The following is a 13,534-nucleotide window of genomic DNA, read 5'->3' on the forward strand; positions in this document are numbered from 1 at the left end:
ATTAGGTCGTTAAGATGGCGTGATGATCTTTACTGCTGTGACGTGACGTGACGTGACTGCGCCGCTGGCGTCAGTGCATGAGGGATGGCTGAGGAAACCGATTAGTGGTGCGGCATTCTGGCTTCGAACGCTTTGCCACTAAAGCGGGCATATTGCCCTGTAAGGCGCCAGAAGGCAGGCTGAGTCTCGGTGTAGATTTCAGCGGCCAGCACCAGACGGCGCTGCACATCTTCAGTCAGGTCAAGCTGTGTCCAGGGAATAAAATACCGTTGGCTGTCAGTCAACAACAACCACATTGGAGAACCACAGCCGGGGCAAAAATGGCGTTTACCCTGTAAGGACGAGGTGAAACATGAGGGCGAGGCTGACTGCCTGAGTAATGCTGGCGCATTGGCCGCTTCCATGTACATGGCAATCCCGCCTGACCATTTTTGACACAACGTGCAATGACAGGCATGCACGTTCAGTTCATCGATCTCGACGGCGAACTGACACTCACCACAAAGGCAACGCCCGATAAATGTTGTCAAAACCATCCTTGTACCCCAGAGCGGTAAATATGCGGGTGATAAAAAAGCCAGCTCTGAGAGCTGGCTTAACACGAGTGCGTCGGAATTAGAATTGATAAACCAGGCCGACGGCCAGAATATTGTCAGTTGAAATGCCCGCTGCCTGAGTGAAGTCGGTTTCATCCAGCAGGTTGATTTTATAATCGATGATGGCTGACATATTTTTGTTGAAGTAATAGGCCGCACCTAAATCAACATATTTCACTAAATCCCGGTCGCCAAAGCCTTCAAGATCTTTCCCTTTTGATTGCAGATACGCGATGCTGGGGCGCAGACCAAAGTCGAACTGATACTGCGCAACGACTTCGAAATTCTGTGCTTTGTTGGCGAAACCTGGGTTGCCATTACCAACGCGTGTGGCATTGTAGGTTTGGGTATATTGTGCCGCCAGATAAACGGCATTGGCATCGTATTTCAGCGCGGCTGAATACGTTTCGGCATTATCACCCTCACCCAATGCCAGACCGTTCTGGTCCAGTGTGCGTTTGGAATGAGAATAGGCCACACCGGCATTGATGCCCAGAGGAGAGGCATAGGTCACTGCTGCACCGTAGCCGTCGCCGTTTTGCTTCGCAGCATTACGGTTATTATTCGTCACACTGTTGCCTTCACCATCAGCACCGCCGTTTCTGCCTTGATACTGTAAGGCAAAGTTAAGTCCGGATACCAGGCCAAAGAAGTCGGTATTACGGTAGGTCGCCAGGCCATTGGCACGTTGTTGCATAAAATTATCGGAGCCATAGGTGTCGCCGCCAAACTCCGGCAACACGTCGGTCCAGGAGGTAACATCGTAAACCACGCCGTAGTTACGGCCGTAGTTAAACGAACCATAGTCACCGTATTTGAGCCCCGCGAAGCCTAAGCGCGTCCATGACTGGCTCTCAGATTTTTCATCGCGGTTCGCCTGCATGTTGTATTCCCACTGACCGAACCCGGTCAGTTGGTCGGTGATCTGCGTTTCCCCTTTTACACCGAGGCGAGCATATGAATTATCACCACGCTCACCTTTATCACTGCTGAAATAGTGCAATCCCTGCATTTTACCGTAAAGATCTAATTTATTACCGTCTTTGTTATAGATTTCTGCAGCATTTGTTACACCTGCTGCTAACAATGTAGTTACTGCCACTGCAACTAATTTAAGTTTCATGAGAGAAATCCTGTAGTTTTATTTTATATTAACCAGAGCCACTGATGGATGAGGCGCGCTTAAATGGCTCACTATTTTTAAATGACAATCCGGTATGAATTCAATGATAAGTTTCCTGCCATTTCGATTTATTTGTGTTTGTATGATCTGCGTCTAAATAGAAGGTCTGATGTGTTTTTTGTTTGTCTTGATATTATTGTTTTTATATTGTCGTTGTTGCTATTCTTTTAATATTCCGTTGTTTTTTATGGGTTATTTGTTTTGTTCTTATTATGACTTTTTTGTTAATTGTTTTTCTGGCATTCTCTGGTTTTTATAACTTCATTAATAAAAGAATAAAGATGAGGGAAGTGTTTTTACGTAATTAAAGGTTTTGCATTTATTGACACTGAAGGTGAGATCTTACCCTGAGAGACGGATTAATAATGTACAGCGTTTATTTGCGCTTTGTTAAAATAGTGTTTAATAAGAACGAGGTGTTTGAAAAAGTGGATATGTTTATCACAAGTATTTGTTAACCGTGTTTATCTTCCCGGATCTACGTCCTCAGCAAAACTGTTGAGTTTCTCAACATCCATTCACCGTTAACTGCCTCACATCTTCACTTTCAGAATGAAATGGTTAATCAATCTCTCTTTTCTTTTTGAAAAGCTCCCGTTTTTTATGCGTGATAATCATCACTCTTATGCGACCACATGTCTGGGACATTGAGGCTATGAAATATCATAAAATCAAATGATTATATTTTTTGATTGTTATTCTTTCGGTGTTGGCACGCACGCTGCAATACATTCTGCGTATTCAACACAGGAGAAGTTTACATGGCATATAAAATTTTGCTCCCTCAGGAAATAATGGCAGAAGGGCGCGCTTATTTAGAAAGTCGCGGTTATGAGCTGATTACTGGTTCAGGTATGGAAGAAGACGACATTATTCGTGATATTCCTGACTGCGACGGCATTATTGTGCGGCTATCAAAAATGTCTGACCGCGTTTTTGAGGCAGCAAAGAAACTGAAAGTCGTCGCCCGGCACGGCGCGGGCTACGACACTGTTGACCTTGAGTCGGCCAAACGTCATGGCGTTGTTGTTCTGAACGCGCCCGTTGCTAACAGCATGTCCGTAGCAGAACTGGCTATTTTCTACATGTTGCACTGCTCGCGTAACTTCAGGCTGGTTGAAGAGAAAATGCTGGAGGATTACTACTGGGCTAAATTGCGCACGCCAAAGGTCGAACTGGATGGCAAAACGCTTGGCTTAGTGGGCGTCGGTAATATTGGCTCGCGCGTCGCACTCAAAGCGCTGCACGGTTTCAACATGAAAGTCATTGCTTACGATCCCTATAAAACCCAGGCGGAAATGCCAGAAGGCGTGGAGCGTACCGAGGACTTTGACCGCATTTTTCAGGAAAGTGACTTTGTCTCTCTCCATTGTCCAACCACCTCGGAAACCCAGGATTTCGTCGGCGAAAAGCAATTTGCCATGATGAAGCCCACTGCATATTTCATTAATACCGCACGCGGCAAGCTTGTGGATGAAAAAGCGCTTTATCACGCGCTCGCTAACCATCTTATCGCCGGTGCCGGTCTGGACGTCTTAAAGAAAGAACCCTTCGACCCGAACGATCCTGTTTTCTCACTCAGTAATGTCGTGATTGGTCCGCATATTGGTGCCGCTACAAAAGAAGCCACTGACAGAGCTTCACTGCATACCGCAATCGGTATCGATGAGGTTTTGTCTGGTAAAAAACCCACCTGGCCCGTTCCTGGCTTTGGAGAATAAGATGACTATTGGCAATCGTATTTATTTAAAACGTCCTGAAGGCAACCCTGAATTACTCAAAGCGTACGCGCAACTGCCCGCTGCGAATATTGCGGACACCATGAATCGTATTGCCGTACTGGGCAACGGTATTCAGCGTATTTCTTCACCACAAAAACCGGTCATGGCGGGTTATGCCATTACCGTTAAAGCCCGGGCTGGCGACAACCTGATGCTTCACGCAGCACTGGATATGGCCACGGAAAACGACGTCATCGTGGTATCCAACGAAGGCGACCGTTCTCGGGCGTTGATGGGCGAAATCATGGTGGCTTACGCCCATCACTGCAAGAAAATCGCCGGTATCGTTCTGGATGGGCCCATCCGCGATATTGATGCCTTATCGGTACTGGACTTTCCTCTGTTTGCCACGGGGTCAAACCCGGCTGGCCCGTTTAAAGAAGGCCCCGGCGAGGTCAATACGCCGATTGCCGTTGGCGGGGTTGCGGTATCGCCCGGCGATCTCATTGTCGGTGATGCGGATGGCGTGATTGTTGTTCCCTTGGGTGATGCGGAAGCCTTGCTTGAAAAAGCAAAAGCCTATTCAAAATTTGACGCGAGCAAAGTCGAGGCGGCCAAAAACGGAACCGCCAACCGTGCCTGGGTCAGAAAAACACTGGACGAGAAGCGCGTTGAGTTCATTGACGACGTATTTCGTTAGTCTGCCTGGCTAACATCGATTAGCTCAAGCCACGGAAGCCATGCTTCCGTGGTGATAAAGCAAAGGTAATAAAATATGTTCTATTTAAAACTTTTCCCGATCGTATTCTTTCCGGTTTTATTTTGGATAATACCGAATCCTGAAGAGATTTCCGCCACGACCTGGCATATGGTCGGCATTTATCTGGCGATGCTGTGCGGACTGGTATTTCGGCCTTTCACTGATGCGATTATTATGCTGATCATTTTGGGCATCGCATCGATCTTCATCGATCCGCATATTCTTTTCGCGGGTTACGGCACCTCAATGGTCTGGTTTATTATCAGTGCCTTTATTATATGTAAGGCATTTGTCATTACCGGGCTCGGTAAGCGTATCGCTTACGTTCTGTTAAAACGCTACGGTAAAAATACGCTGACGCTGGGTTATCTGATGATGGTAACGGATACGGTGCTGGCCCCGGCAACCGGATCGAATATGTCGCGTTCTGGCGGTATCGTTTATCCCATTTTCAGAAATATAGCTGAGGCACTGGGCTCGAAACCAGACGAGGGTAGCCGCCGGATCGGCGCCTATCTCACTATCCTGATGTATGTGGTGTCGATGGGGACGTCGAGCCTGTTTTTAACCGGTATGGCAACCAACGCCATTACTGTTTCACTGGCTAACGAAATCATGAAGGTTAATCTGGACTGGATGACCTGGTTTAAGGCTGCCATCATTCCTGCCGGATTTATCCTGCTGCTGTGTCCATGGCTCCTTTACAAAGTCTATGCGCCAGAACTGAAAAAGATCGATAACGTTAATGAGATTGCTGAGCAGGGGCTGCGTGAACTGGGGCCGGTCAAACGTGAAGAGAGGCTGCTGATCGCCTTCTTCATCATGGGCGTTTTGGGATGGATGACGGGATCAATTACCGGTATTCCTTTTATCCCGGTCGGATTTGCCTTTCTCGCCTGTCTGTTGTTATTTAAAGTCCTTAGTTGGGAACATGTCGTCAGCGAGAAAGCGGCCTGGCAGACATTTGTCTGGTACGGTGCGTTTTACGGATGCGCCGTTGCGCTGTCAAAAGGGGGATTCTACGTCTTCCTGGTCGGCGTCATTAAAAACTACCTTGACCTGTCTCATCTCAGCGAATTTAGCGCAATCGGCGTGCTGATCTTTATCAGTCTTGCTGTGCGTTACTTCTTTGTGTCCAACAGCGCATTTGTTGTCTCCTTCTATCCCGTGCTGTTCACCCTCGGTATGACCACCCAGGCAGAACCAATGTATGTTGCCTTATCTCTGGCATTCTCGGCGGGTTACGGCGCACTTCTGACGCATTACGGTAACGGCGCTGGCGTATTTACCTTCTCCAGTGGCTACGTGCCGCAAAAAACCTTCTGGCTGTTGGGCACCATGATGGTGCTGATTAACGTCATCGTTTATTTCCTGATTGGTCTCCCTTACTGGAAATTGATAGGTATTTAACCGGAGGATAAAGATGAAACTGGATTTGCTTATCAGAAATGGCCTGACGGTGGACAGTGACAAACAAGATTACCTCAGGCGGGATATTGGCATCATCGGCAACCGTATTGTTGACCTTGAAAACGTTGACAGCACCGAGGCGGAAACGGTGATTGATGCAGCGGGTTGCCTTGTTCTCCCCGGATTGATCGACTTTCATGCGCATGTTTTCCACGGCGGGACGGCGATAGGCGTTAACCCGGATGTGGTTTGTTTACCCAACGGCGTAACCAGCGTTGTCGATGCTGGCAGTAGTGGCTGGGTAAACTATAAGTTGTTCCGTAACAGCGTGATTAATACGGCTACCGTGAAGATAAAAAGTTATCTTAATGTGGTCAATGTTGGCTTGTCTACGCTGGGTGGCGGGCCAACGGGATACCTCGAAAACACCAATCCGGCCAACTATAACCTGCCACGAATCAGGCAGGTATTAAGCGAAAATAAAGAGAATATTCTTGGGCTGAAACTGCGTTACAGCCAGGATATTGCCAAAGGCAAGTCGTATAGCAGCGATCCGTTTTTAACCACGGTTGCGCTGGCGCGTGAGCTGGAGACGTCACTCTGTGTGCATGTCACCGATTCCTTTCTGCCGGCGAATGAGCTCATTCAGCATTTCAACGCGGATGATATCTATGCGCACTGTTTCCACGGCACAGGCCATACCATTCTCAACGGTCGGGGCGAGGTGTACCCGTCTGTTCTGGCGGCACAGCAAAGAGGCGTAGTCTTTGACTGTTCAAATGGTGTGGCGCATTTCGATTTTAACGTCGCCCGCAACGCGATGGATCAGGGGTTCTACCCGGATATCATTAGCACCGACTTAACGCAGCGCAACAGTCTGCGTACCGATAAGGTCTACAGTCTGCTACATGTTATGTCTAAATATCTCAATATGGGCATGTCTTTGTTTGAGGTTATCAGGGCGGTCACGAGCACGCCGGCACGACTCATGAAAATGCAAGGGCAGATAGGTACGCTGGAGCCGAAGGCATTTGCCGATATTTCGGTGGTAAAACTGCGCAATGAAAAAATTGTTTTCGAAGATACTCAGGGAGCCAGACTGCAAGGCGAACGCTATATTGATAACTGCGTCACGATCAGTAATGGTCAGATCTGCTATCGGCGCCTGCATGGCTAATTTTTAACTACCTCGCCTCTCAAGCCTTGTGACCTGAATATAACAAGGCTTTTTTACTCAAGCTGGAATGACGCCTGTCAATATCTCATTCATCGTTATCCTTATACTCGATGAAATAGCGAGCGACAAAAGCGAATCTTCAATGAAGTCTAATGAAATCGTCATTTTCTCCGTTTCAAAAACCATCACCCAACGCATTTTAAATGTTCTTATTGAAAAGCAGCTTGAACTGCCAGTGTACGAAACGGGCTATTCAGAAGTATTAGATAAAGCAAATGAAATGATTCGGTCTGGAACGAAAATCATTATTAGTCGTGGCGGGACTGCCGCGCTTCTTCGCAGCAATGTGACCATTCCGGTGATCGAGATAGCGCATGATTTTCATGGCATTTATCGTATTCTTAAGCAGGCGAAAAATAAATCGCAAAAAATTGCTGCGGTAGGTTTTCCCCAATTTTGTAACGCGCTCAAGCATTACCAAAACATGACCAATGAAAATTTAAAAATCTGTCAGGTCTATAATCACTATGACATCGAAAGTGTTGTGAAAAATCTTGCAGAAAATAACTACAAAGTCGTTATAGGCGGTCTTACGGTTGCAGAGATGGCGAAGAAATATGACCTCAATGTTGTGATGGGGGACACGGATAATAATTCAATTGAGCAAGCCATCAACGAGGCCTTCAGTTTGCTGAAATATATCCATCAGGAAAGTCTGAAGTTGGATATGAGCTATTCCGCGATGAATCAGTCTCGTGAAGGCATTATGTGCATTGACCAAATGGGGGAGGTGGTGAGCATTAACAACCGAGGGAAAACCCTTTTTCAGTGTCATGCTGGCGATAAAATTTACCGCAAAGACGCTTTCAAAGAGGTTTATCGCTCAATTATCGATGAGTCAGACGTAAAGGAAATGATCGTAGAACTCGACGGTGATTTTATCTGTACCTCAATAAAGCATTACACCAAGCGCCAGGATGGCTATTCCATCGTTACCGGGTTTATTCAGGGGAAGAGCCAGTGGCGAAACAGTGCAGACAAAAAGATAAAACAGCAAGGCTTTTATACTCGCTACGCTTTTGATGACATTATTGGTCATTCAGCCAGCATTAACATCGCGATTGATAAAGCCAAGCTGTGCGCGCGTCATGATGCCCCCATTCATATTTTGGGTGATACCGGCACCGGCAAAGAACTCTTTGCGCAGAGTATTCATCATCACAGCATCCGAAAACATGGCCCCTTTATCGCAATCAACTGTGCTGCTATTCCTGAAAACCTCCTGGAAAGCGAGCTGTTTGGCTATGCTGAGGGGGCATTTACTCATGCGCGGAAAGGTGGCAAGCCCGGCGTGTTCGAAATGGCGATGAAGGGAACGGTTTTTATTGATGAGATCAGCGAAGCGCCGCTCAATGTGCAGGTTAAATTACTGCGTGTCCTGCAGGAAAAGCAGTTTGTCCGTCTGGGGGGAGAGGCGCTCATTGCGGCAGACTTTCGGCTGATTACCGCCAGCAATAAAGATCTGCATGTTTTGGTTCAGTCGGGCGTTTTTCGCAAGGATCTTTACTACCGAATCAATATCCTGGAACTCAGGCTACCTGCACTGGCTGAGCGCGAAGGGGATATTGAATTACTGGCGCGGCATTTACTGCATCAGCAGGGAAAAGAGATCGCGTTTACTCCGGATGCGCTGGATGTCTTAAGGCGGCACAGCTGGCCGGGTAACATCCGCGAATTACAGTCGGTTATCTACAGGCTGGCCGTGTTTCACGATCGCGATGTTGTAGACAAAGACGAACTGCTCAGGGCCGTGCGGGTTGCCGATGATTTTGGCTCTGCCAGCCAGCAATCCCTGCTTTGCGAGCCTGCGGAGAGTGAAACCCATTTGCTTAAAAAGCAGGAAAAACACCTCATCACGCGTATCATCACCCAAACTCAAGGGGATAAGGTCAGGGCGGCAGCCATCCTTGGCATCAGCCCGACCACCCTGTGGCGTAAGTTGAAAGAGTACGATCTTAACGGCTAACCGCGGCTGGCGAAGCGGCTTTGATGTGGTCAATAAATGCCCTTAACGCCGATGACATATAGTGGCGATTAGGATAGTAAAACTGCAGGCTGGGCTGCTCTGGTAACCACGCTTCCAGTACCGGAACCAGACGGCCAGCTGCCAGCTCATCTTTTACCTGTTCGTGATAGAGGTAGCCCAGTCCGGCACCGCACAGCACGGCATCACGTTGAGCGTCCATATCGTCCAGCAGGATATTACCGGCCGGAAGTATCTCAAGCCTGCCTTCCGGGCCGCTGAATTCCCATTGATAAATGCGACCGCTGCCGTGACGGAACATCACGCACTGATGATTCATGATGTCACGTGGGTGTTCAGGCGGTGCATGGCGGGCGAAATAGTCCGGGGTTGCCACCACAACCAACCTGATTTTGGGCCCGACGGGAAGCGCGATCATATCTTTTTCAAGCCTGCTGCTGAGGCGAATACCCGCGTCAAATCCCTCTTTAACAATATCGACCAGCCGGTCTTCCGTTGTGATTTCCACACGGATATCCGGATAAAGCCGACTGAATGTTGCCACCAGTGGGATTAACACCATGCGCGAGGCAAGACGCGATGAGTTAATTTTTAGCGAGCCCATGGGCGTCTGACGAAAACAGTTAGCCTCATCAAGTATCACATTGATTTCATCAAAGGCCGGGCGCAAACGCTCATACAGATTTGCTCCGGCTTCTGTCAGGGCAACGCTACGCGTTGTGCGATTGAACAGCCGGATTTTCAGCCGCTGCTCAAGTTGCTTTATTGCGTGGCTGACCGCCGAGGGCGACAGGCCAAGCTCGTCACCGGCCGCGCGAAAACTTTTGTGCCGTGAAACCGCGATAAAGGTCGCAAAGTCATAGACGTTCAGTTTCATTAGTGAAAATCTCTCATTAACCCATCTCAAATCATACGTTTCACACACTAATGTGGCGAGCGTAATGTGAATGCCTCAACACAAGATGAGGTGAAAGATGAAATCAACAAACCTGTATATCGTCTGGTCACATCCCCGAGCCGATTCACTCACCGCACAGATGGTGGAAAGCCTGCGCCATCGAGCGGAGCAGCGGGGCGCACATGTTAAGACGCTGGATCTCTACCGCAGTGGCTTTGATCCGGCGATGCGGGAAGAGGACGAACCCGAGTGGCAAAATCCGGCTAAGCGCTACTCACCGGAGGTGCATCGTCTGTTCAGTGAGCTTGACGATCGTGATGCGATCATTTTTGTCTTTCCACTGTGGTGGTACAGCTATCCCGCCATGCTCAAAGGCTATCTGGAACGCGTATGGAACTATGGTCTGGCCTACGGTGAAAACAGCGCGTTAAAAGATAAAAAAGTACGCTGGCTGGCGCTGGTCGGCGGTTCTCAGCAAACCTTTATTAAATATGGCTGGGAGAAAAACATCACGGATTACATGATGGGCGTTACGGGCTATCTGGCGATCGGTGACGTGGAGGTTCATTTCCTCTATAACACCTTGGGTGTTGAGGAGACGATTGATGACAGCCACTCGCATTATGAGCAACTGTTTGCACAAGCGCAGGCGGTCGTAGACAGCACCATTGAATAAAGCATGGCAGGGCGATCGCTGCCCTGCAAAACGGCGTACATGACAGCCTGGCCTGTATCGGGCGTCGACAGGAGATGACCAAAATGAAAATAGCCATAGCGGGCCTGTTACTGATATCCGGCTCTGCCATTAGCGCGGTGGGCAGTTGCGATGTCATTGGAGGTGGGGCGCAGTATCAGGATCGTCTTACGTCGGATAACGTCGCCCACTATGTTACTGTCCGCACTTTCGATGCGTTGAAACAGGCTGTCGACAGCAATCATCCCTTCATCTATGTTCCGGGTGATGTCACCATCACGGTGCCGAATCAGCCACAGGCATTGCGCATTAAAGCCGGGCAGACGCTTTTTAGCAATCGTGGTGAAAAAGGCAGTCGGGGCGCTTTATTACAAACGCCATGGCTCAATGACGGACTTAATCAATATCCTGTGTATGTTGTTGAGGCTAAAGCAAGGATAACCGGGCTGCGTATTGAAGGCCCCTCTGGACAACCGGACACGCCGAATAAAACGATTGGCATCCAGTTTTTACCTGGCACCGATCATATTGATATCGACAACAATGAGATTTATCACTGGCCGTGGGCCGGGATTAGCGTAAAAACGTCCGTCGACAATAAAATTCATCACAACGTTATCCACGATAATATCCGTACCCAACTGGGCTACGGTGTGGTGGTACAAAATGGCCATGCCCAGGCCGATATCTACTGCAATACCTTTAACGCTAATCGTCATGCTATTGCCGGAAAAGGCGATGACGGTGAGGGCTATCACGCTTATAACAACCTTGTGCTCAATGGCGGAGCACGGGGCGCTTACCATCAGTTTGATATGCACAAGGGCGCGCAGGGCCACGGCGGGAAAAACATCATCATAAACAATAATCTGTTTGATTATGGCCGCTACGGGACGTCAAACCGAGGCAGTGTTTATATTCGAGGTGTACCGACCGACGGGCCGGTTAGCGTTAACGACAATCTGTTTACCCAGCCCTGGACAGTAGGCTTGCAAACCGCAGTAGGTGGTGTGCCTGGCTCAATCCCGCCGGTTGAGGAGATTAAACGCCACAATCGTTTCAGTGTGGCGGCACATTACAGCAAAGATGCGGCCGGATTTTGTGTTGTCTCCGTGGCAGAGCACAGGATGCCGGTGAACTGTGAGTCGGTTGCTTCTGTGCTTGAGAAATAAGTAATGGCGAGACAGCACAGAAAACCGGTCATCGGTTGCTGCGGGCCACCTTGTGATGTGGCAGATGGAAACGTACTGAACGACTGAACCTCACCACCGGCGTTTCAGGTTCCTCCCCATGATATCCTGCGGAGGAACCTGTCCAGGATCAGTCATAACAGGTTTTGGGGGCACCGCGCACGGCCATTCATTGTGCTTCAGCCTCGGACGTTTCCGGCACAACGGCGGGGTTTTTTTTGCCTAATAAGGCCAGCGCGTGTTGCTCTCCCCACTGCTTTAACAGCCCAAGCAAGGGCGCAAGCGAAGCGCCTTCTTCGGTCATGCTGTACTCCACCTTCGGCGGAACTTCAGCATACACTTCGCGATGAATTAACCCGACGTTTTCCAGTTCCCGAAGTTGCCGCGTGAGTACCCGCGGCGTGATATCACCCAGCCGTCTTCTTAGCGCATTAAACCGCAGCGTTTCGTTTTGCAGGTGGTAAAGAATCATCCCTTTACCCTTGCCGCCAATCAGTTCCAGCGTGGCTTCAACCGGGCAGGCCACCGCATCGTAATTTTCATATCCTGGGGTTTTTACAGTATCCAAAATGTACCTATATCACCTAAATGACCGTATTTAATAAAATGCACATATGGTCTATGTTTAGCAACTGCTGATTAAGACATCCCTCTTTTAACGGAGAAAAGCATGAAAGCACTTACCCTTAAAGCACCAGGCGGACTCAACAATATCCATGTGTCGGACATCGCCGATCCGGGCCAACCGGGCAAAGGTGAGATTCGGGTCGCTATCAAAGCCGGCTCCCTGAATTTTCACGATCTGATTGTCGCTACCGGGCAGTTTCCAACCGAAGATGGCCGCATCCTGCTGTCTGATGGCGCAGGCGTGGTAGAAGCCGTTGGCGAAGGCGTTAAGGATTTCCGCGTGGGCGACAGCGTTGTGTCAACCTTCTTTCCCGTCTGGCTGTCCGGCAAACCTTCCGCAGAAGTGGGAGGCTTTGCCCATACGCCGGGCGACGGCATTGATGGCATGGCCAGTGAGTATGTCGTGCGTTCGGAGAATGCCTTTACCCATGCCCCGCAAGGCTGGACGCACACCGAGTCGGCCACGATCACCACGTCTGGCCTGACAGCCTGGCGCGCCCTGATCACTGAAGGCAAACTGCAGGCCAACGACACGGTGCTGGTGCAGGGAACGGGCGGCGTGTCCATGGCCGCCCTGCAGATCGCCAAAGCGATGGGCGCGAAAGTGATCGCCACATCCTCATCAGATGAAAAGCTTAAGCACGTTAAAGCGTTGGGTGCCGATGAAACCATCAACTACCGCACCACTCCGAACTGGGGCGATAGCGTCCTCGCACTGACCAACGGCGTGGGCGTGGATCATGTTGTTGAGGTGGGCGGCCCGGCGACGCTGGGCGAGTCACTGAAAGCGGTCAAAATCGGTGGGCACATCACCCAAATCGGTATCATTTCCGGCGATGAAGCAACGCTCTCCATTCTGTCTGTTCTGGCGAAGCAGGTCACCATTAAAGGCGTGATCGTTGCCAGTCGTCAGGACCAGATTGACTACGTGAAGGCGCTGGAAAGCATGAACCAGAAGCCGGTTATTGACCGGACGTTTAAATATGACGATATTGCCGAGGCCTTCGCCTGGCAGCAGAGCGGCTCGCATCTGGGCAAAATCTGTGTTGAGTGGTGACAGATAGATAAAGTGGGCATGTAAGCCTTGTCATAAGAGGCGAAAACCTGCTTGTCGTCGGTCAAAAAAGGGTGCATACGCTGTGCACCCTTTTCAACAAAACCCCCTGCACAGCACGGGTAAGTGAGCGGTGTTATCATCCAACGGCTCGAACCTCGTCTGACTTGCAGGCTCTGC

The 13,534-nt window shown here is 49.5% G+C and carries 12 protein-coding genes; 8 read left to right on the plus strand and 4 right to left on the minus strand.

Going from position 1 to position 13,534, the window contains the following annotated elements:
- Window positions 1-101: 101 nt before the first annotated feature.
- Window positions 102-530 carry a GFA family protein gene (locus ACPXSQ_RS22330; RefSeq protein WP_426144410.1) on the minus strand — a complete coding sequence of 143 codons (429 nt, stop codon included), beginning with the start codon at window positions 528-530 and terminating at the stop codon, window positions 102-104.
- A gap of 85 nt (window positions 531-615) precedes the next feature.
- Entirely contained in the window at window positions 616-1,719 is a 1,104-nt protein-coding gene (gene ompC / locus ACPXSQ_RS22335) for a porin OmpC (protein WP_013026835.1), read from the minus strand.
- 821 nt (window positions 1,720-2,540) lie between these two features.
- Between ompC and ACPXSQ_RS22340 the strand changes: the two genes are divergently transcribed.
- The 5 genes from ACPXSQ_RS22340 to ACPXSQ_RS22360 all read left to right on the plus strand — a co-directional run bounded on the left by ACPXSQ_RS22340 (window position 2,541) and on the right by ACPXSQ_RS22360 (window position 8,873).
- The gene (locus ACPXSQ_RS22340) at window positions 2,541-3,500 is read left to right on the plus strand and encodes a hydroxyacid dehydrogenase (protein WP_014594384.1); all 960 of its coding nucleotides are present in this window, start codon (window positions 2,541-2,543) and stop codon (window positions 3,498-3,500) included.
- Window position 3,501: 1 nt separating this feature from the next.
- Window positions 3,502-4,200 carry an RraA family protein gene (locus ACPXSQ_RS22345; protein ID WP_014605219.1) on the plus strand — a complete coding sequence of 233 codons (699 nt, stop codon included), beginning with the start codon at window positions 3,502-3,504 and terminating at the stop codon, window positions 4,198-4,200.
- A 75-nt stretch (window positions 4,201-4,275) separates the two neighbouring features.
- Window positions 4,276-5,670: a DASS family sodium-coupled anion symporter gene (locus tag ACPXSQ_RS22350; protein ID WP_024471346.1), complete on the plus strand. Its 1,395-nt coding sequence runs from the start codon at window positions 4,276-4,278 to the stop codon at window positions 5,668-5,670.
- Between the two features lie 13 nt (window positions 5,671-5,683).
- Complete coding sequence (locus tag ACPXSQ_RS22355) at window positions 5,684-6,847, plus strand: metallo-dependent hydrolase (RefSeq protein ID WP_019106125.1); 1,164 nt, start codon at window positions 5,684-5,686, stop codon at window positions 6,845-6,847.
- A 142-nt stretch (window positions 6,848-6,989) separates the two neighbouring features.
- The gene (locus tag ACPXSQ_RS22360) at window positions 6,990-8,873 is read left to right on the plus strand and encodes a sigma-54-dependent Fis family transcriptional regulator (RefSeq protein ID WP_024471345.1); all 1,884 of its coding nucleotides are present in this window, start codon (window positions 6,990-6,992) and stop codon (window positions 8,871-8,873) included.
- On the opposite strand, the gene ACPXSQ_RS22365 is transcribed toward ACPXSQ_RS22360, so the two are convergent.
- On the minus strand, window positions 8,863-9,768 hold the full coding sequence (locus ACPXSQ_RS22365; RefSeq protein WP_014605223.1) for a LysR family transcriptional regulator: 906 nt from the start codon (window positions 9,766-9,768) through the stop codon (window positions 8,863-8,865). The genes ACPXSQ_RS22360 and ACPXSQ_RS22365 overlap by 11 nt on opposite strands.
- Window positions 9,769-9,865: 97 nt before the next feature.
- Here ACPXSQ_RS22365 and ACPXSQ_RS22370 point away from each other — a divergent pair, with 97 nt between their 5' ends.
- Window positions 9,866-10,465, plus strand: a complete 600-nt coding sequence (locus tag ACPXSQ_RS22370) for an NAD(P)H oxidoreductase (RefSeq protein WP_015699675.1) — start codon at window positions 9,866-9,868, stop codon at window positions 10,463-10,465.
- A gap of 83 nt (window positions 10,466-10,548) precedes the next feature.
- Complete coding sequence (locus ACPXSQ_RS22375; RefSeq protein ID WP_230957766.1) at window positions 10,549-11,655, plus strand: right-handed parallel beta-helix repeat-containing protein; 1,107 nt, start codon at window positions 10,549-10,551, stop codon at window positions 11,653-11,655.
- Window positions 11,656-11,842: 187 nt separating this feature from the next.
- Here ACPXSQ_RS22375 and ACPXSQ_RS22380 read toward each other — a convergent pair whose 3' ends face one another.
- On the minus strand, window positions 11,843-12,241 hold the full coding sequence (locus ACPXSQ_RS22380; protein ID WP_042676877.1) for a winged helix-turn-helix transcriptional regulator: 399 nt from the start codon (window positions 12,239-12,241) through the stop codon (window positions 11,843-11,845).
- Between the two features lie 102 nt (window positions 12,242-12,343).
- Between ACPXSQ_RS22380 and ACPXSQ_RS22385 the strand changes: the two genes are divergently transcribed.
- On the plus strand, window positions 12,344-13,357 hold the full coding sequence (locus ACPXSQ_RS22385; protein ID WP_105077896.1) for a zinc-dependent alcohol dehydrogenase family protein: 1,014 nt from the start codon (window positions 12,344-12,346) through the stop codon (window positions 13,355-13,357).
- The last annotated feature ends 177 nt before the right edge of the window (window positions 13,358-13,534 follow it).

This window comes from Pantoea sp. EEL5, from assembly GCF_049892805.1.
GTDB lineage: Bacteria > Pseudomonadota > Gammaproteobacteria > Enterobacterales > Enterobacteriaceae > Pantoea > Pantoea ananatis.